5 protein-coding genes (1 of these 5 running past the window's edge) are annotated in these 21,246 nt (G+C 73.5%); all 5 read left to right on the top strand.

The genetic code is table 11. The annotated features are described in order from the left end of the window. Positions 1–118 precede the first annotated feature (118 nt). Entirely contained in the window at positions 119–1,804 is a 1,686-nt protein-coding gene (gene fabD / locus ACFY1P_RS05025) for an ACP S-malonyltransferase (RefSeq protein WP_390749731.1), read from the top strand. A gap of 82 nt (positions 1,805–1,886) precedes the next feature. Continuing rightward, positions 1,887–2,141, top strand: a complete 255-nt coding sequence (locus tag ACFY1P_RS05020) for an acyl carrier protein (RefSeq protein WP_361520045.1) — start codon at positions 1,887–1,889, stop codon at positions 2,139–2,141. 4 nt (positions 2,142–2,145) lie between these two features. Next, entirely contained in the window at positions 2,146–4,134 is a 1,989-nt protein-coding gene (gene asnB, locus ACFY1P_RS05015) for an asparagine synthase (glutamine-hydrolyzing) (RefSeq protein ID WP_390749730.1), read from the top strand. Beyond that, on the top strand, positions 4,131–13,604 hold the full coding sequence (locus ACFY1P_RS05010) for an SDR family NAD(P)-dependent oxidoreductase (protein WP_390749729.1): 9,474 nt from the start codon (positions 4,131–4,133) through the stop codon (positions 13,602–13,604). The genes asnB and ACFY1P_RS05010 overlap by 4 nt, the downstream gene beginning before the upstream one ends. A 71-nt stretch (positions 13,605–13,675) precedes the next feature. Then, positions 13,676–21,246, top strand: the beginning of a protein-coding gene (locus tag ACFY1P_RS05005) for an SDR family NAD(P)-dependent oxidoreductase (RefSeq protein ID WP_390749728.1). It continues 16,144 nt past the right edge of the window; only the first 7,571 of its 23,715 coding nucleotides appear in the window; the start codon lies at positions 13,676–13,678; its stop codon lies beyond the right edge, outside the window.

Genomic DNA, 21,246 nt, shown 5'->3' with positions numbered 1-21,246 from the left:
ACGTGAACCGGACTGATGAAGCTGTTGCGCACGCTTTCCCGAACCGCCGGATCAGCGAGAGGAATTCAGCTGAAGAGCACCACCGTGCCGTTTGCCCGGCACGTTTCCGGCGGCTCCCGTGAAGTGGCGCGCGCCGACGCTCGTCACAAGTGGCGGGGAACTGGGTCATGACTCGAGAACGAGCCGACGGAGGTCGGGTGTGAGGGATTCCGCCGCGGGCAGCCGCGCTGTGCTCTTCCCTGGTCAGGGGTCCCAGGCCAGGGGAATGGGAGCCGGGCTCTTCGACCGTTTCCCGGAGACGACCGCCATGGCCAACGACGTCCTCGGCTACGACCTCCCGCGGTTGTGCCTGGAGGACCCCGACCGGCGACTGAACGACACGCGCTACACCCAGCCCGCGCTCTACGTCGTCAACGCCCTGTCCTACCGGGACTCCCTGGAGCGGGGCGAGCCGGAGGGCGACTACCTGCTCGGGCACAGCCTCGGGGAGTACAACGCCCTGCACGCCGCGGGCGCCTTCGACTTCGAGACCGGCCTGAAGCTCGTCATCAAGCGGGGCGAGCTCATGGCCCGGATCTCGGACGGAGCCATGCTCGCCGTCGTGGGGATGAGCGAGAGCGAACTGCGCGCCTTCCTCGACGAGGAGGGCCTCACCCGGCTCGACGTCGCCAACATCAACACCCCCACCCAGATCGTGCTGTCCGGCGCCCGCGACGAGATCGAGCGCGCCCGCGGCGTTCTCGACGAGCGCCGGACCAGGGTCGCCCCGCTGAAGGTGTCGGCCGCCTTCCACTCGCGGTTCATGGCTCCGGCCCGTGACGAATTCGGCGCCTTCCTCAAGGGGTTCCGGTTCTCCCCCCTGCGAGCCACGGTGATCGCCAACCTCACCGCCCGGCCGTACGGGGAGCGGGACGTCGCCGCGACGCTGAGCGAGCAGATCTCCGGCTCGGTGAGGTGGCTGGAAAGCATCCGTTACCTGCTGGAGCGCATGTCCGCCGAGGACTGCCGGCAGGTGGGCGAAGGGAAGGTCCTGACGCGCATGGTCGAGCAGATCCGCACGGCCACCAAGACCCTCACGGCCACCACGACCCCCGCCCGCGTGGCGGCGCCAAGGCGGCCCCGGCTGTTCTGCGTCGCCTACGCGGGCGGTGACGAGCGCGCCTACGCGGGCCTGGCCGAGCACCTCCCGGACGTCGACGTGGTGACACTGGAGCGGCCGGGCCGGGGACGGCGCTCCTCCGAGCCCCTGCTGCGGGACCCCGCGGCCATCGTCGACGACCTGCTCCGGCAGCTGCGGGACCGGCTCGACGCGCCGTACGCCCTCTACGGCCACAGCCTCGGCGCCAGGCTGGCCTTCCTGCTCTGCCACCGGCTGCGCGAACAGGGCCTGCCCGCACCGGCCCACCTGTTCGTCTCCGGCGAGAGCGGCCCGGCGATACCGAGCCGGGAGCGCCACACGTGGGAGCTGCCCACCGACGCCTTCTGGACACGCCTGAAGCAGCTCGGCGGCATCCCCGCGGAACTGTGGGAGCACGAGGACCTGATGGCCTACTACGAGCGCATCATGCGCGCCGACTTCGCCGCGCTGGGCGCCTACGAGCACGCGGACGCGCCCCCACTGGACGTGCCCGTCACCGCCATGACCGGTGAGGACGAGTGGTTCACCCCGGCCGACGTCGACGCCTGGCAGCGGGAGACCACCCGGCCCCTGACCACCCACCGGTTCCCCGGCGACCACTTCTTCATCCGGGCCCAGTGGCCCGCGCTGGCCCGGGCCGTCCGCTCCGGGCTCGCGCCCGCGTAACACCGAGCCAAGGCAGCGAAGCGTTCACGGGCGCCGGCCACCGGCGCGCGTCCAGACCAACCATCCGACGGTGAGGACAGCCATGAAGCAGGAAATCAAGAAGTACATGGAAGAGCGGCTGATGTTCGAGTTCGACTCGGAGATCACCGAGGACACCGACCTCTTCAAGGCGGGCATCCTCGACTCGTTCGGCTACGTCTCGCTGATGGCACACATCGAGCAGGAATACGACGTGTCCTTCGGCGAGGACGAACTCCTCGGCAACATCATGGTCTCGCTGTCCGGCATCGTCGAGTTCGTCGACGCCGCCCGCGCGCGGACCGTCGGGAGCCGGTGACCCGATGTGCGGCATAGCCGGCTTCCACGGAAGCTCCCTGCACCCGCGGGAATACCAGCACGTGATCCACGACATGCTCGCGCAGATCGAGCACCGCGGCCCGGACGAAGCGGGCTGCTTCCTCGACGACCGCCTGGCCATGGGCACGGTACGGCTGAGCATCATCGACCTGGCCAGCGGCTCGCAGCCGGTCGGCAGCGCCGACGGCCGTTACTGGCTCTGCTACAACGGCGAGCTGTACAACTACCGTGAGCTGCGCGACGAGCTGACCGCCCGCGGCTTCACCTTCCGCACCGGCTCCGACACCGAGGTCGTGCTGGGCGCGTGGGCCGCCTGGGGCCACGACTGCCTGCCCCGGTTCAACGGCGCCTTCGCGTTCGCCGTCTTCGACACCACCACCGGTGAACTGCACCTGGCACGCGACCGCTTCGGCAAGCGGCCGCTGTTCGTGGCCCGGCACGAGGGCGCCTGGCTGTTCGCCTCCGAGATGAAGGCGTTCCTGGCCTACCCCGGCTTCAGCTTCGAGTTCGACGCCCCGGAACTGTCCTCGATCTACGCCACCTGGGCACCGCTGCCCGGCCAGAGCGGCTACCGCGGGATCGAGCAGATCCCGATGGGGGAGTACCTCACCGTGCGCGGGGACACCGTCCGCCGTGGCCGCTGGGCGACCCTCGACCTGACCGCGGGGCCGGCACCGGAGTCCGAGCAGGAGGCCGTCGAGCTGGTCCGCGCGGAGCTGGAGGCCGCCGTCGACGTGCGGCTGCGCAGCGACGTCGAGGTCGGGGTCTACGCCTCCGGCGGGCTGGACTCGTCGGTGATCGCGCACATCGCGGCGGGCCGGACCGACCACCCCCTGCGGACGTTCTCGATCCAGTTCGAGGACGCGGAGTTCGACGAGTCGGCCGAACAGACCGAGCTGGCACAGCACCTGGGCACCCACCACTCCACGGTGCGGGTGTCCGACTCCGACATCGTCGACGCCTTCCCGGAAGCGGTCCGGCACGCCGAGGTGCCCGTCTTCCGTACCGCGTTCGTGCCGATGTACCTGCTGGCCCGCCACGTGCGGAGCGAGGGCATCAAGGTCGTCCTCAGCGGCGAGGGCGCGGACGAGGCGTTCCTCGGCTACGGCATCTTCAAGGACACGCAACTGCTCTCCGCGTGGCACGAGATGGACGACGACACCCGCATGCGCAGGATGGGGCAGCTCTATCCCTACCTGCGCCACTTCAACGGCGCGGACGGCCACCGCCGCATGCTGGGCCTCTACCAGCAGTTCACCGAGGAGAGCCTGCCCGGCCTCTTCTCGCACCAGATGCGCTTCCAGAACGGCCGGTTCGCCGCGCGCCTGCTGCGCGAGCCGGGCGATCCGTTCGCCGCCGTCAAGGAGCTGGTGGCCCAGGAGCCCGGATACGAACGGCTGTCGCCGGTGCAGAAGGCGCAGTGGCTGGAGTTCCGCACCCTGCTGAGCGGCTATCTGCTGTCGACCCAGGGCGAGCGGATGGCGCTCGCGCACGGGGTGGAGAACCGCTGCCCGTTCCTGGACCCCGCCGTCGTACGCCGGGCGGCGTCGCTCAACCTGCGGTTCGGCGACCCCTTCGACGAGAAGTACCTGCTCAAGCGGGCCTACGCCGATGTGCTGCCCGAGCGGATCGTCAAGAAGGGGAAGTTCCCCTACCGCGCCCCGGACAGCGCCGCGTTCGTCCGCTCCCGCCCGGACTACCGCGAGCTGCTGACCGACCCCGGCACCCTCGAGGAGATCGGCGTGCTGGACCCGAGCTTCGTGCGGCGCTTCACCGACCGCGTCTTCGACAGCCCGCCGGAGGGGATCGGCACGAAGGAGAACCAGGCGTTCGTCTTCCTGGCCTCGACACTCTGGCTGCACCACTGGTACGTGCGCGGGCACGCCCGCCGCCACGCTCCGCTCGGGGTCCCCTTGAACGTCGTCGACCGGCGCAGCGACGCCCTGTCGGCCAGGACGGAGAACACGCTGTGAAGAAGGAATCCGGTGTCCCCGCCGAGAGCCAGGACATCGCCGTCGTCGGCCTGTCCCTGCGGCTGCCCGGCTCGCGCACCCCGGAGGAGTTCTGGGACCACCTGGCCGCCGGCACCTCGCTGATCAGCGAGGTGCCGGAGCGCCGCTGGCGCAAGGAGGACCACCTCGGGCACCCGCGCCGCGAGTTCAACAAGACCAACAGCGTGTGGGGCGGCTTCGTCGACGACGTCGACTGCTTCGACGCGGACTTCTTCCGGATCTCCCCCCGCGAGGCCCAGTCCATGGACCCGCAGCAGCGGATGGCCCTGGAGCTGAGCTGGCACGCCCTCGAGGACGCCGGATACCGCGCCGACCGCGTCGCGGGCTCGCGCACCGGCGTCTTCATGGGGGTCTGCCACTGGGACTACGCCGAGCTGATCGAGCAGCAGGTCGAGGAGATCGACGCCTACTACCCGACCGGCGCGGCCTACGCGATCATCGCCAACCGGGTGTCCCACCACTTCGACTTCCGCGGCCCCAGCGTCGTCAACGACACGGCCTGCGCCAGTTCGCTCGTCGCCGTGCAGCAGGCGGTGCAGGCGCTGCGCAACGGCGACTGCGACCAGGCCCTCGCCGGCGGGGTCAACCTCACCTGGTCGCCCCGGCACTTCATCGCCTTCGCCAAGGCGGGCATGCTCTCGCCCGACGGGCTCTGCCGCGCCTTCGACGCGGACGCCAACGGCTATGTGCGCGGCGAGGGCGGCGGCGTCCTCCTCCTCAAGCGGGCCGCCGACGCCCGCCGCGACGGCGACGCCGTGCACGCGGTGATCAAGGGCATCGGCAGCAACCACGGCGGGCGCACCAGCTCCCTGACGGTCACCAACCCGGCCGCACAGGCCGAGCTGATCACCGACGTCTACCGCCGGGCCGGGATCGAGCCCGGGACCGTCACCTACGTCGAGACGCATGGCCCCGGCACGCCCGTCGGCGACCCGATCGAGATCCGCGGTCTGAAGCGCGCCTTCGCCGAACTGCACGGGGACGGGCCCGCGGACGGGCACCGCTGTGGCGTCGGCTCGGTGAAGACCAACATCGGCCACCTGGAGGGGGCCGCCGGGGTGGCGGGCATGCTCAAGGTGATCCTCGCCATGCGCCACCGCAAGCTGCCCGCGACGGTCAACTTCCGCAAGCTCAACCCCCTCATCAAGCTGGACGGCAGCCCGCTGTACGTCGTGGACCGCCTCACCGACTGGGGTGCCGACGACTCCGCACCGCTGCGCGCCGGCGTCAGCTCGTTCGGCTTCGGCGGGACGAACGCCCATGTGCTGCTGGAATCCGGCGACCCGGTCACCGCCACCGAGGACACCGGCGAACAGTGGCTGCCGGTGTCGGCCAAGGACGAGGAGCGGCTGCGCGAGACGTGCGCCGCGCTTGCCCACTGGGTCCGCGCCCGCGTCGAGCACGGCGACGCGCTGTCGCTCACCGACATCGCACGCACCCTGCGCGAGGGCCGGGTGCCGATGCGCGAGCGGGTGGTCTTCCGCGCGAGCGGCCTCGACGAGTGGGCGGCCCAGCTGGAGAGCGTCGCCGCCGGGGAGAAGACGCCCGCCGGCTGCCCGCGCGGACGGGCGGACGCGGAGAGCCCCGAAGGGCTGGACGCGGACGACCTGGCGGCACTGGCCGAGCGCTGGCTGGAGCAGGGCCGCGGGGAGAAGTTCGCGGCGGCCTGGGCCCAGGGCCTGCCGGTCGACTGGGCAAAGTGGCCGGAGCGGGGCCGGCGGGTGCACCTGCCGGGCTACGCGTTCGCGCGGACCCCGCACTGGTTCCGCCCGACCGCCGAGCCGGAGCGCGGCCGCACGCCCGAGGCGCCCGCGCCGCTCGGCGAGAGGCGGCCGCACGACGGCGGCTGGTCGTTCCCCGTACGCTTCGACGCCACGCACGGGTTCGTACGGGACCACGTCGTGGCTGGCGCCCGCATCGTCCCGGGCGTGGTGGCGCTGGAACTCGTCACCGCGGCGGCCGGGCAGCCGGCCGTGGCCGGCAGCCGCGCCGGACAGGCGCCGCGCGTCCGCAACGCGGTGTGGATCCGCCCGCTGACCGTCGCGGACACGGGGCTGTCCGCACTGCTCCGGCTGACCCCCGCGGGCGAGGGCTACGACTACGCGATCACCGACGAACAGGGCACGCCGTACACCAGCGGCCGCGTCGAGTACGGCGTGACCGCGGCGGACACGACGGACCTGGACGGGCTGCGCGAGCGGCACCCCCAGCGCGTCGACGCCGCCGAAGGGTACGCCGCGCTGCGGGCCAGCGGCATCGAGCACGGCCCCGCGCTGCGTGGCCTCCACGCGCTGCACCGCGGACAGGACGGTGTGCTGGCCGAGTTGCGGCTGCCCGCCGACGCCCCGGCGGGCATGAGCCTCCAGCCCGCCATCCTCGACAGCGCCGTCCTCGCGGCCCTGGCCCTCGGCTCGGAGGACGGCGGCTGGCGCAGGCCGTCCGCCCCGGCGGTGCCGTTCGCGCTGGACAGCCTCACCGTCCACGCCCCGACGACCCCGAGGATGTGGGCGTGGCTGCGGCCCTCGGGCAGCGGAGGGGGGAAGAGCACGGCGATCGACATCGACCTGATCGACGAGACCGGCCGGCTGTGCGTGCGGTTCACCGGATACACCTCCAGGGCACTGCCCACCGCCGAGCCCGCGAGCGCCGCCCCCGAGGGCGAGCTCATGGAGGTCACCGGCCGCTGGTCGGAGGCCGCGGCGCCCGAGGACGCACCGGCCGGGCCGGTGACGGTGCTGAACGCCGCGCTCGACCAGGACCTCGCCGCAGCCGCCGCCGCACGGCTGGGCGTGGACATCGAGCACCTTGCGGTCCCGGCGGGCGGCACCGACGCCGCCGCGATGAAGGCCGCGTTCCACAGCTGCTACCCGCACGTCCAGCGCCTGCTCGGGCAGGGGCGGCGCGTGCTCGTCGTCGCACCCGGAGCCCCCGAGTCACCCGTCTACGCCCCGCTGGCGGCGCTGTTGAAGACGGCGCACCAGGAGAACCCGTCCTTCACGGGCGCGCTGGTGCTCCTCGACGGGTGGGACCCCCGCGACACCGACCGCTTCGAGCGCGTCGTACGGGCCGAGGCGGGCGCAGGGGAGGACACCGAGGTCGCCTACACGCCGGACGGCCGTCGGCTGCGCCACGAGACCGTCGAACTGCCCCGCACCGACGCGGGGGAGAGCCTGCTCCGCGACGGCGGCGTGTACTGGATCACCGGTGGCGCCGGCGGGCTCGGCCGGCTGCTGGCCGAACGGCTGTGCCGCCGCCACGGCGCGACCGTGGTCATCAGCGGCCGGTCCGCCGACAGCCCGGCGGTCGACGAGCTGCGGGCGCGGCTGGCATCGGGCGCGGTGGCGTACCGCCGCACGGACGTCACCGACGCGGACAGCGTACGGGCGACCGTGGCCGCCATCCGCGCGGAACACGGCCGGCTCGACGGCGTGTTCCACGCGGCCGGTGTGCTCGACGACGGCTATCTCGCGAGCAAGCCGCTCGCGGGTACCGCCGCCGTTCTCGCGCCCAAGGTGGACGGTGCCGCGCACATCGATGCCGCGACCCGCGAAACCGGCCTGGACTTCCTGCTGTTGTTCGGCTCCGTCGCAGGCGCCTTCGGCAACGCCGCGCAGGCCGACTACGCCGCCGCCAACGCCTTCCTCGACGCGTTCGCCGCGAAGCGGCAGGCATCCGGCAGCGTGACCCGCTCCGTCGACTGGCCGCTGTGGGCCGACGGAGGCATGCGGGTGGACGACGCCAGCCTGGCCTACATGCGCAAGCGCACCGGCACCGTGCCGCTGCCGAGCGAGGCCGGCCTGGACGCGCTGGAGCGCGCGCTGCGCTCCGGCGCACCCGTCCGCCGCGTGGTCCTCTTCGGCGAGGAGGCGAAGCTGCGCGTGTACGCCGGACTGGACCGCGCCGCGCGGCCCGTACCGCAGCGCACCCGCCCGGCGCCGGCCGCCCTGGACGAGCGCGAGCTCCTCGCCCGCACGCAGGAGCTCCTGCGGAACCTCTTCGCGGAGGTGACCCGGCAGGAAGCGGAGCACATCCTGGTCGAGGAGAAGCTGGAGACCTACGGCATCGACTCGATCTCCATCGTCGACCTGACCAGCAAGCTGGAGGACACCTTCGGGTCGCTGCCCAAGACCCTGTTCTTCGAGCACGTCGACCTCCAGGGCGTGGCGGACTACTTCGTCGCCGAACACCGCGACCGCCTGCTCGAACTCTTCGCCCCGGAGGCCCCGGCCCCGGAGGCACCGGAGGCCCCGGCCCCCGTGAAGGCGACTGTCGAGGCACCGGCCGTCGAGGCGCCCGTCGCGGCGGCGCCGGCCCCGCGGCCGTCCCCGGCCGTCGCGGCACGTACCCCCGCACCGGCCGGCCCGGAGCGGCACGACATCGCCGTGATCGGCATGGCCGGGCGCTACCCCGGCGCCGACACGCTGGAGGAGTTCTGGGAGCTGCTCAGCGAGGGCCGGCACAGCTTCGAGCCGGTCCCCGGGTCGCGGTGGCGGCACAGCGACATCTACTTCGACGAGCGCGACGTCCAGGGCAAGACGGTCGTCAGGACCGGCACGTTCCTCCGGGACGTCGAGGCGTTCGACCCGCGCTACTTCAACATCTCCCAGCGCGACGCCGAACTGCTGTCCCCGGAGGTCCGGCTGTTCCTCCAGGCCGGTGTGACGGCGATGGAGGACGCGGGCTACTCACGCGAGACGCTCAAGCGCCGCTACGACAGCGACGTCGGCGTGCTGGTCGGCTCGATGAACAACAGCTACTCGTTCTACGGCTTCCAGAACATGCTGACCCGCGGCACCGCCACCAGCGGCAGCGAGATCGGCGTGATGGCCAACATGCTGTCGTACCACTACGGCTTCACCGGGCCGTCGGCGTTCGTCGACACCATGTGCTCCTCCTCCTCGGCCTGTGTGCACCAGGCGGTGCGCATGCTGCGCGGCGGCGAGTGCCGCATGGTCGTCGTCGGCGGCATCAATCTGATGCTGCACCCCTTCGACCTGATCGCCACCTCTCAGGCGCACTTCACCACCAAGTCCGCCGGAGTCGTGCGCAGTTACGGCCTCGGCGCCGACGGCACGATCCTCGGCGAGGGCGTCGGCGCGCTCGTGCTCAAGCCGCTGGCGGAGGCGGTGGCCGACGGCGACCACGTCTACGGCGTGATCAAGGGCAGCGGCATGACCAACGCCGGCGTGCGCAACGGATTCACGGTGCCGAGCCCGCAGCAGCAGGCGCGCGCCATCGAGAAGGCACTCGACGACGCCGGCGTGGACGCGCGGACGATCAGCTATCTGGAGGGCCACGGCTCGGCGACCTCCCTCGGCGACCCGATCGAGATCAAGGGCGCGAGCCTCGCCTTCGGCCGCGACACCCAGGACCGGGAGTTCTGCGCGATCGGCTCGGTCAAGTCCAACGTGGCACACCTACTGTCCGGTTCGGGCATGGTGGGCCTGACCAAGGTGCTGCTCCAGCTCAAGCACCGCACCCTGGCGCCGTCGCTGCACGCGGAGACCCTGAGCCCCGCGATCGACTTCGAGAAGACCCCGTTCGTGGTGCAGCGCGACCGCGCGGAGTGGCGGCGCCCCGTGCTGGGCGGCGAGCAGGTACCCCGCCGGGCGGGCGTCACCTCCATCGGCGCGGGCGGCATCAACGTCCACATCGTCGTCGAGGAGCACGACGGGAACGTCGTCGCGGCGCCGGACAGCGGCCGCCCGCAACTGCTGGTGTTCTCCGCCATGACCCCCCAGGCACTGCGCACGGTGCTGCGCGACACCCACCAGTACGTACGGGACACCGCCCCGGGCCTGGACGCGCTCGCCTACACCCTGCAGACCGGCAAGAACGAACTGCCGTGCCGACTGGCGTTCGTCGCGAAGGACATCACCGACGCGCGAGCCCGGCTCGCCCAGCTGGCCGAGACCGACTGGACCGCCGAAGCACTGGAGCCGCCCCACGGCACGCACTTCACCGTGAGCACGCTGAGGCAGCGGCGCACCGCCGACGCCGCCACCGTCGAGCAGGCCCTGCGTGACGCGGACCTCTCCGGGCTCGCACGCCACTGGACGGGCGGTGCCGGGCCGGACTGGGACCTGCTGTGGCCGGCGGGAAGCCGCCCGGCGAAGCTGTCGCTCCCCGCCTACCCCTTCGACAAGGTGCGCTGCTGGTACCCCGAGTACGACGACGCGCCCAGCGTCCTGCGGCCGTTGGCCTTCACCCGGCGGGCACACCCGTGGGTCGGCACCAACCGGTCGGACCTGAACGGCGTGCGCTACGCCCTGGAGCTGCGCGGGGACGACCTGCTGGACTACGTCCACACCGCCGGCCGCAAGCGCCGCTACGCCACCGTCGCGCTGCTCGACGCGGCCCTGGCCTTCGCCCGGCTCGCCGGGCTGGAGGGACCGCTGCGGCTGCGCGACGCCCGATGGGCCGCGCTGCCGTCGCCCGCGGACGCCGTGGAGACCTTCGAATGGCGCCTCGGCACGGCCGGTCCGGGCGCGCACCGCGTCGAACTGTGGCACGCCGAGGAGGCCACCCTGCGGTTCGCCGCCGACATCGAGCAGGCGGCGCCGGCGGCCCCCGCACCGATGCCGCAGCCGCTGAGCCTCCCCGCCACTCTCGACCAGGACGCCTTCTACGCCCGGCTGGCCGAAGCGGGCATCGACGCCCGGCCTTACGCACGCGGCGTCGAGAGCGTCACCGAGCTGGACGAACACCGGCTGCTCGTGCGGGTCGCCGAACCCCCGATGTGCCAGGACCCCCACAAGCAGCGGGTGCTGTTCCCGGCCTGGGTGCTCGCCGGGCTCGTCCAGGGCGTCCAGCACGCCCTGGGCCGGGCCGAGGCGGCCGTGACACGCGTCGGCTCCGCGTACGGCGACGGGGTCGAGCACACCCGGGCGATCGTCCTGGAGCGGACCTCCGACACCGTCTTCCAGGCGTCCTTCCTCGACGGACACGGCCGCGTGCTGGGCCGGGCCGAGGACGCCGAATTCACCGGCGGCGCGCTCCCGGTGGCGCTGCGGAGCGCGGCCGGGCGGGCGGCGCCGGTGGCCCTGGCCCCGGCTGCGCGTACGGAGCCGGAGGCCCACGGCGCCGTGGAACCGCTGCCGGTGGCCGCACCGACGGCCGAGCTGGTGGCTGCTCCGCCGCAGGCTCCCGAAGCCGTCGCGGACGGCAGGACCGCGCTCGTCGCCACCCTGCGCGAGACCGTCGCCGACCTCCTCAAGTTCGACCTGGCCGAGATCGACGTCGACACGCACTTCCACGCGTACGGCTTCGAATCCATCACGCTGGCCAAGCTGTCCTCGGAGCTCAACGGCGTCCTCGGCACGGACCTCACTCCGGCGGTCTTCTTCGAGTGCCCCGACATCCGCAGCCTCACCGAGCACCTGCTCGAGCGCTACGGCTCGGAACTGACGACCCCCGCGGCAACGGAACAGCCCGATCCGGTGCCCACGCCGGTGACCGTGCCTGTGCCTGCGCAAGTTCCTGCTCCTGTTCCTGCTCCTGTTCCGGACGACGGCGCCGTCGCGGTCGTCGGCGCGGCAGGGCGCTTCCCCGGCGCGGGCGACCTCGACACCTTCTGGCAGCGGCTGCGCGAAGGCGCCGACCTGATCGGCGACTACCCCGGCGACCGGTTCGACGGGCGCTACGCCGAGACCGTCGCCCGGGCGGACTTCCCGAAGTTCGCCGGCCGGATCGAGGACGTGGACCGCTTCGACGCGGACTTCTTCCACCTCTCCCGGCTCGAAGCGGAACTGATGGACCCGCAGCACCGTCTCGCACTGGAGACCGTCTGGGCCGCGCTGGAGAACGGCGGCTACGCCCCGGCCCGGCTCCCGGAGAACACCGGCGTCTACTTCGGCGTCTCCGGCAGCGACTACCACCACCTGCTCAACGCCAGCGGCGTGGCCCCCGACGGCTTCACCGCCACCGGCAACGCGCACTCGATGCTGGCCAACCGCATCTCCTACGTCCTGGACGTGCACGGGCCGAGCGAACCCGTCGACACCGCCTGCTCCAGCTCGCTCATCGCGCTGCACCGCGCGGTGGAGAGCATCCGCTCGGGCCGCTGCGACATGGCCCTCGCGGGCGGGGTCAACCTGCTGCTGAGCGTCGACACGTTCGCCGCGACACAGATGGCGGGCATGCTCAGCCCCGACGGCCGCTGCAAGACCTTCTCCGCCGACGCCGACGGCTACGTACGCTCCGAAGGCGTCGCCGTGGTGCTGCTCAAACCGCTCGCCCAGGCGCAGCGGGACGGCGACGCCATCTGGGGCGTCGTCCGCGGCAGCGCCGAGAACCACGGCGGCCGGGCCGGGTCCCTCACGGCCCCCAACGGCAAGGCGCAGGCAGCCCTGATCCAGGACGCCATGCGCGGCATCGACCCGGACAGCATCGGCTACGTCGAAGCGCACGGCACGGGCACCGCACTGGGCGACCCGGTCGAGGTCAACGCCCTCGCCGGCGCCTACCGCGCGCTGCGCGCCGCCGACGGCAGGCCGCCGCACGGTGACCGGCCGTGCGCGCTCGGCTCGGTGAAGACGAACATCGGCCACCTGGAGTCGGCCGCCGGCCTGGCCGGGGTGCTCAAGGTGCTGCTCGCCATGCGCCACGGCGAGCTGCCGCCGACCCTGCACTGCGAGCGGCTCAACCCGCATCTCCCGCTCGCCGACGGCGGTTTCGAGGTGGTGCGCGAACTGCGCCGCTGGGAGCCGCGCGCCGACGCGGCCGGGCGGGAGTGGCCGCTGCGGGCCGGGGTGAGCAGCTTCGGCTTCGGCGGGGCGAACGCCCACGTCGTACTCGAAGCACCCCCCGCACCCCGGCCCGCCCCGGCACCCACGACCGCGCCCCAGGCCATCGTGCTGTCCGCCCGGGACGACGACCGGCTGCGCGCCTCGGCCGGGCAGCTGCGGGACTTCCTCGCCCAGGCACGTCGCGAGGCACGGACCCCCGGCCTCGCGGACCTGGCGTTCACCCTCCAGGTCGGCAGGGAAGCGATGGAGCAGCGCCTGGGCTTCGTCGCCGGCAGCGTCGACGACGTACTCGGCGTGCTGGACCGCTTCCTCGCGGGCGACCGGCCTTCCGGCTGGCACACCGGCGGCATCAAGCGGTCGCGCGGCACCGGGGTGCGGCGCGAGCCGGAGCAGGCCGCGGAGGTCACCCGGGCGCTGCGCGAGGGGCGGCTCGGCGACGTCACGGCCCTGTGGTGCGACGGCGCGCTCGTCGACTGGCAGGCGGCACATCCCGCCGGTGAGCGCCGCGTCGTGCGGCTGCCCGCCTACCCCTTCGCCCGCGACCGCCACTGGGTGCCCGCGAGCGACGAGGCACCGGCCCCACCGCCCGAAGCCGGGACCGCGTTCGACTCCGCCGCGGCAGCGGCACTGCTCGACGCCGTCCTCGACGGGCGGGCCGGCCCGGACGCCCTGAGCCGGTCCTGACGCTTCCCCTCCCTCTCTCCTCCCTGGATCAGGCGGCCCGGCCGCCCCACGAACCCGGAACGGAACCGAACTTGAGTCAGAACATCCTTCGTGTGCCGAGCTGGCGCGACGAACCGGTGCGAGGGAAGGCCGCACCGGCGGGAGCCCGTCGGCTGGTCGTGCTCTGCGACATCGCCGAGCGGGACGTGGCCGTCCTGCGCGGGCACCTGCCCGGTGTGTCCGTCGCGCAGGTGGAGAGCCGTACCGACGGGCCCGCCGCGGCCTACGAGCACGCGGCGACCCGGCTGCTCGGGGAGCTCCAGCGGCTGCTGGGTCAGCCGGGTGGCGGCCCCTGCCGCGTGCAGGTCGTCTGCCATGAGGGGACGCCGTACGGCTACGCGGGCCTGATCGGCATGCTGCGCACGGCCACCCAGGAGGACCCCGCGCTGCACGGCCAGTTGATCGAGTTCACGGGCCGTCCGTCGGGCGAGGAGCTCGCCGAGGCGCTCCAGGCGGAGTTCGGACAGGCGCGGGACCACCTGCGCTACACCGAGGGCCGCCGCCAGGTCCGCCACTGGGCCGCCGCGCCGGAGGTGACGGACGCACCGGTGTGGAAGGCCGACGGCGTCTACCTGATCACCGGGGGAGCGGGCGGCGTCGGGCGGCTGCTCGCCGCCGACATCGCGCGGCACGCCCCCGCCGCCCGGATCGTCCTGTGCGGGCGTTCGGAGGTACGGGAGCCCGGCCCGTGGGGCGAGTACCGCCGGGTGGACGTCACCGACCGCACGGCCGTGGCGGAGCTGGTCGGTGACCTCGTGAGCGCGTACGGCCGGCTCGACGGCATCGTGCACGCGGCCGGTGTGATCAGTGACGACTTCGTGATCCGCAAGTCCCACCAGGACGCCCAGCGGGTGCTCGCGCCCAAGGCCGCCGGGCTGGTGAACCTCGACGAGGCCACCCGCGGCCTGCCGCTGGACTTCCTCGCGGCGTTCTCCTCCGGCGCCGGGACGCACGGCAACGCAGGCCAGGCCGACTACGCCGCCGCCAACGGCTTCCTCGACGCCTACCAGGCCCATCGCGCCGCTCTCGTGGCCAAGGGCGAGCGCCACGGCCGCAGCGTCTCGATCGCCTGGCCGCTGTGGCGCGACGGCGGGATGAGCGTCCCGGCCGAGGACGTCCCCGCGCTCACCGAGCGCTTCGGCCGCCCCTTGGAGACGGACACCGCGCTGCGCGCGCTGCACGGCGCGCTCGCGCTCGGCACACCACACCTGCTGGTCAAGGACGAAAAGAGCGACGTGGACGAGGAAGCGACGGGCGCCGCGCGACTGCGCGTACGGGTGCTGCCCCGGCTGAAGGAACTGGTCGCCGAGACGCTGCGGCTCGACATCGCGAGGCTGGACGCCGCCGCGCCCCTGGACAGCTTCGGCATCGACTCGCTGGCCGTCACCCGGCTCAACAGCCGGTTCACGCAATGGTTCGGCGCGCTGCCCAAGACGCTGCTGTACCAGTACCCGACGCTGCACGACCTGGCCGGCTACCTCGCCGAGCAGCACCCGGAGGGCTGCCTGCGCTGGCTCGGTGACAGCCCGGCCCCGAGCGTGGCACCGGCCCGCCCCGCCGCCCCGGCGGCGACGCGGCCACGCCCGGCGGGCACGGACGAGCCGATCGCCATCATCGGCCTGAGCGGCCGCTACCCGGACGCGCCGACCGTGGGGGCCTTCTGGGACAACCTGCGGGCGGGCCGCGACAGCGTCCGCGAGATCCCCGCCGAACGCTGGTCGCTGGACGGCTTCTACGAACCGGACGCGCAGCGTGCCGTGCGACAGGGCGCCAGCTACAGCAAGTGGGGCGCGTTCCTGGACGACTTCGCCCGCTTCGACGCCGCGTTCTTCGGCATCGCACCCCGCGACGCCGCCGACATGGACCCGCAGGAACGGCTGTTCATCGAGAGCGCGTGGTCGGCACTGGAGGACGCCGGATACACCCGGCAGCGGCTCGCCGAACAGCACGCCTCGCGCGTCGGCGTCTTCGCCGGGATCACCAAGACCGGTTTCGACCGGCACCGCCCCCGGGCGACGGACGGGGTGCCGCCCGCGCCGCGCACGTCCTTCGGATCCCTGGCCAACCGGGTGTCCTACCTGCTGGACCTGCACGGCCCGAGCATGCCCATCGACACCATGTGCTCGGCGTCGCTCACCGCGATCCACGAGGCGTGCGAGCACCTGCGCCACGGCGCCTGCGAACTGGCCGTCGCCGGTGGGGTGAACCTCTATCTGCACCCCTCCACCTACGTCGAGCTGTGCCGCTCCCGGATGCTCGCCACCGACGGACACTGCCGCAGCTTCGGCGAGGGCGGTGACGGCTTCGCCCCCGGCGAGGGCGTCGGCGCCGTGCTGCTCAAGCCGCTCTCCAAGGCCGAGGCCGACGGCGACCCCGTCCACGCGGTCATCCTCGGCTCCGCCATCAACCACGGCGGCCGCAGCAACGGCTACACCGTGCCCAACCCGCGCGCCCAGGCGGCGCTGATCCGCGAGGCGCTGGACCGCGCCGGGGTGTCCGCCGCAGACATCGGCTACATCGAGGCGCACGGCACGGGCACCCGCCTCGGCGACCCCGTGGAGATCGACGGCCTGACCCAGGCGTTCGGCCCCGACGCCGTCGGCACCGGCGCGTGCGCCCTCGGCTCGGCCAAGTCGAACATCGGCCACCTCGAAGCGGCGGCCGGCATCGCGGGGCTGACCAAGGCCGTACTGCAGCTGCGCAACGGCGAGTTCGCGCCCACCCTGCACGCGGAGCGGCCCAACCCGGACATCGACTTCGCGGCCACCCCCTTCACCTTGCAGACCTCCGCGGCCCCCTGGCCGCGGCCCGCGAGCGGCGGGCCGCGGATCGCCGGGATCTCCTCCTTCGGCGCGGGCGGCGCGAACGCGCACGTGATCGTCGCCGAGTACCAGGGCACGACGGCCACGTCCGCCGCCCCGGCCGGGCCGGTCCTGCTGCCGCTGTCCGCCCGCACCCCCGAGGACCTGCGCGCACGGGCCGAGCAACTGGCGGCCTGGCTCGGCGCCGAGGAGCAGGTCGACCTGGCGGCCGTCGCGGCCACCCTCCAGATTGGCCGCGAGGCGATGGACGAGCGCGTCTGCTTCGTCGCGAGCACGGCCACCGCGTGGCTGGAGCAGCTCCGCGCCTTCCTCGCCGGCCCCGAGGCGGCGGGCCCGTGGCACCGTGGCCAGGTCAAGGCCACCCGGGAGACCCTGGCCGCCCTGGCGGAGAACGACGAGCTCCGCGAGCTCGTCGCCCGCTGGATCACCCGTGGCGAGTGGAGCGAGCTGGCCGCGTTCTGGGCCAAGGGCATGCCCCTGGACTGGACCCGCCTGCACGGCGGCGGAACCCCCGCGCGGGTGCACCTGCCCGGCTACCCCTTCGCGGGCCGCCGCTACTGGTTCGACCCGGCCGGCGAGGAGACCGAGCAGCCTGCGCCTTCCCCGGCGGCGGCCGGGGCCGAGGACGCCGAGCGTGTCATTCTCGACGCGCTGGGCGAGGCCCTGCAGATGCCGGTCGCCGAGATCGAGCGCCGCCGCCCGTTCGCGGACTACGGCCTGGACTCCATCCTCGGCGTGCACCTGGTGCACACGCTCAACGCGGCCCTGGGCACCGACCTGGAGACCACCGACCTCTTCGACCACGGCACCGTCGAGCGCCTGCACGCGTTCGTCACCAGCACCTACGGCGACGCACTGCGCACGCGCGCGGCCGCCCCGGCACCCGCCGCCGCGCCCCCGGTCGACGCCGACGATGACGCCGACGACGATGCCATCGCCGTGGTCGGCATGGCCGCCCGCTACGCCGACGCCGAGGACCCGCGCGCCCTGTGGGACCACTTGATGGCCGGGGACGACCTGGTCGAGCCGGTCACCCGCTGGCCGCTCGGCCCGGAGGTGACCTGCCGATCCGGCAGCTTCGTGCGCGGCATCGACCAGTTCGACCCGGTGTTCTTCTCGATCTCCGGGGTCGAGGCCACCTACATGGACCCGCAGCAGCGCATCTTCCTGGAGCAGTGCTGGAACGCACTTGAGGACGCCGGCTACACCGGCGAACGCCTGCGCGACCGCAACTGCGGTGTGTACGTCGGCTGTTACTCCGGCGACTACCACGACCACCTGGACGCGAACCCTCCGGCGCAGGCCCTGTGGGGCACCATGGGCTCCGTCGTGGCGTCCCGGATCGCCTACCAGCTCGACCTCAAGGGCCCCGCCCTCACCACGGACACCTCCTGCTCCAGCTCGCTCGTCTCCCTGCACCTGGCCTGCCGCGACCTACGCGACGGCACGGCCGACATGGCGATCGCGGGCGGCGTGTTCATCCAGACCACCCCCCGGCTCTACGAGTCCGCGAGCCGCGCGGGCATGCTCTCCGCCAGCGGCCGCTGCCACAGCTTCGACGCCGCCGCCGACGGCTTCGTGCCGGGTGAGGGCGCGGGCGCCGTCGTCCTCAAGCGGCTCGCGGACGCCCGGCGCGACGGCGACCACATCCACGGCCTGATCCGCGCCTTTGGCATCAATCAGGACGGCACGACCAACGGCATCACCGCCCCCAGCGCGGCCTCCCAGGAGCAGCTCCTGCGTGACGTCCACACCCGCGGCGGCATCGAGCCCGGCGGCATCCAGCTCGTCGAGGCGCACGGCACCGGCACACAGCTGGGCGACCCCATCGAATTCCGCGCCCTTACCCGCGCGTTCGAGGGCGCCCCGGCCGGGAGCGCGGTCCTCGGCTCGGTCAAGACCAACCTGGGACACACGCAGTTCGCCGCGGGCATCGCCGGTGTCATCAAGTCGCTGCTGGCCCTCGAACACCGGCAGATCCCGCCGACGCTGCACTTCTGCGAGGCCAACCGCGCCGTCGCCCTCGAAGGCAGCCCCTTCACCGTCACCACCGCACCGCGGCTGTGGACGACGCCCGCACACGGGCCGCGCCGGGCCGCCGTCAGCTCCTTCGGTGCCTCCGGCACCAACGCCCACGTGGTGCTGGAGGAAAACCCGGCCCCCACGGTCCGCGAGCCCGGCGGGGAGCACGCCTTCCTGCTGTCCGCGCGCACACCGGCCGCACTGCGCGCCGTCGTCGAGCGGCTGCTCGCCCACCTCGACCGCGAACCCGGCCTGCCCGCCGGAGCGGTCGCCTACAGCCTGGCCGCGGGACGAAGCCACTTCGCCCACCGGCTCGCCGTCGTCGCCGCCGGCCTCCCGGCCCTGACGGCACACCTGCGCGCCTGGCAGTCCGGCACCGCCGGCGACGCGGTCGTACAGGGCGAGACCGCGGCCGACCCCCGGCCCGTGGGCGGCGTGCGCGAACTGACGCCGGCCGCACTGGCCCGGGCTTACGTACGCGGTGAGATCGACCGCTTCACCGAGAGCTTCCCACCCGCCGTACGCCGCCAAGTCCCGCTGCCGACCTACCCTTTCGAGCGGCAGCGCTACTGGATCGACACCCCGGCCCCGCGGGCCGCCGCCCAGGACCGCCCCGCGTACCGTCTCCCGCTCACCGGCCAGGAGTTCTTCCTGGCGGACCACCACGTGGGCGGCCGGGCCGTACTGCCCGGCGTGCTGACGCTGGAGGCCGCCCGCCGTGCCGCGAGCGGGGACTCCTTCACCCCGGTCGGCCTGCGCGACATCGTGTGGCCCGCCCCGTTCCCCGTCGAGGGCGACGGCGCCGAGCTGCGCGTCGACCTCGACGGCGACGCCTTCCGCGTCCTGCGCGACGGCTCGGCCGTGCACGCCCAGGGGCGCCTCACCCAGCCCGGCTCGCCCACGCCGGCACCCCTCGCGGACCTGCGCGCCCGCTGCGGTGTGCGCACGCTGTCCCGGCAGCAGTGCCACGACGCACTCGAAGGCGTCGGCATCCGGCACGGCGAACGCCTGCGCGCCATCGACACCCTGGCCGTCGGCGACGGCGAGGTCCTGGCGCGGCTCGTCCTGCCCGCCGGTGCCGACGGCGCCTTCGCACTGCACCCGGCGATGCTCGACAGCGCCATCCAGGCCACCGTCGCACTCCACGGCGACGCCACCGGCACCCTCGCCGAGCACGGCGGCGCCCCCGCGCTGCCGTTCGCACTGGACGCCGCCGACATCCTCGCCCCCACCACCGCACGCATGTGGGCCCACCTGCGCCACACCGAGGGCTACGCGCCCTCGGCCGACCGGGACGTGACCAAAGTGGACATCGACCTCTACGACGACGACGGACGGCTCAGCGTGAGCCTGCGCGGCTACGCCTCCCGCCGGATGACCCCGACGGCCGGCGACGCCCCGCGCGCGGCACTGCTGGCACCCGTGTGGGACGCCCTGCCCGCGACCTCCGCCCCGCGCCTGCCCGCACCGGGGGCCCGCGTCGTCCTGCTGGGCGGCACCGCCGAGGAGCAGGACGGGCTGCGCCGCCACTACCCCGGCGCCACCGTCCTCCACCCCCGCGAGGACGAGCCCGCCGACCGGCTTGCCGCGCGGCTGCCCGCCGACACCGAGCACGTCTTCTGGCTCGCCCCCGCCGACTCCCCCTCCGACGGCACACTCGCCGTGTTCCGCCTCGTCAAGGCCCTCCTGGCAGGCGGCGCGGACGCCCGTGAGCTGGGCCTGACCGCCGTCACCCGGCAGGCGCGCCTGCTGCCCGGTGACAGCCACTCCGACCCGGCCCACGCCGGAGTGCACGGCCTCCTCGGCACCCTGGCCAAGGAGTACCCCCACTGGAGCGTCCGCGTCGCCGACATCGAGGCCGGCGCCCCAGTGCCCTGGCCGGCACTGCTGGAACTGCCCGCCGACCCCCGCGGCGAGACCCTGGCCCACCGGCACGGCGAGTGGTACCGCCAGCGGCTGCTGGAGGTGCCCGAGCCGGGCACGGCGGACGTCCCGTGCGAGCCCGGTGGCGTGATCGTGGCCATCGGCGGCGCGGGCGGCATCGGCGTCGTGTGGACCGAGCACATGATGCGCCGGCACGGCGCCCGAGTGGTCTGGATCGGCCGCCGCCCGCTGGACGCCGACATCGCGGCACGGCAGGACGACCTGGCGGCGTACGGACCCAGGCCCGACTACGTCCAGGCCGACGCGACCGACCGCGACGCCCTGCGCCGCGCCCGCGACGAGATCGTCCGGCGGCACGGCCCCGTCCGCGGCGTCCTGCACACCGCCATCGTGCTCGGCGACCGGAGCCTGGCCCGGATGGACGAGAACCTCTTCCGCACGACCTACGCGGCCAAGGCGTCCGTGGCCGTGAACCTGGCCGACGTCTTCGCCGGCCAGCCGCTGGACTTCGTCGCCTTCTTCTCCTCGATGCAAGCCTTCTTCAAGGCGCCCGGCCAGGCCAACTACGCGGCGGGCTGCACCTTCTCCGACGCCTTCGCCGAGCAGCTGTCCACCCGGCTCGCCTGCCCGGTCAAGGTGATGAACTGGGGCTACTGGGCCGGCGTCGGCATCGTCACCGCCGACGGCTACCGGCAGCGCATGGCCGGGCTCGGCCTCGGCTCCATCGAACCCGACGAGGGCATGGCGGCCTTCGACGCGCTGCTCGCCTCCCCGCACCCCCAGCTCGCCCTGCTCAAGTCCACGGACACCCGCAGCATCGACGGCATCTACGGCGACGACGCCCTCACCCACCTTCCCGCCGCCACCCCCTCCCT

The organism is Streptomyces sp. NPDC001407 (assembly GCF_042895325.1).
Taxonomy (GTDB): domain Bacteria; phylum Actinomycetota; class Actinomycetes; order Streptomycetales; family Streptomycetaceae; genus Streptomyces.
This window is presented reverse-complemented; position numbering and strand designations above follow the sequence as displayed.

Bases quoted from the DNA above. Each gene is read 5' to 3' on its own strand.
- asnB (WP_390749730.1), top strand. From the start codon at position 2,146: ATGTGCGGCATAGCCGGCTTCCACGGAAGCTCCCTGCACCCGCGGGAA.
- ACFY1P_RS05020 (WP_361520045.1), top strand. From the start codon at position 1,887: ATGAAGCAGGAAATCAAGAAGTACATGGAAGAGCGGCTGATGTTCGAG.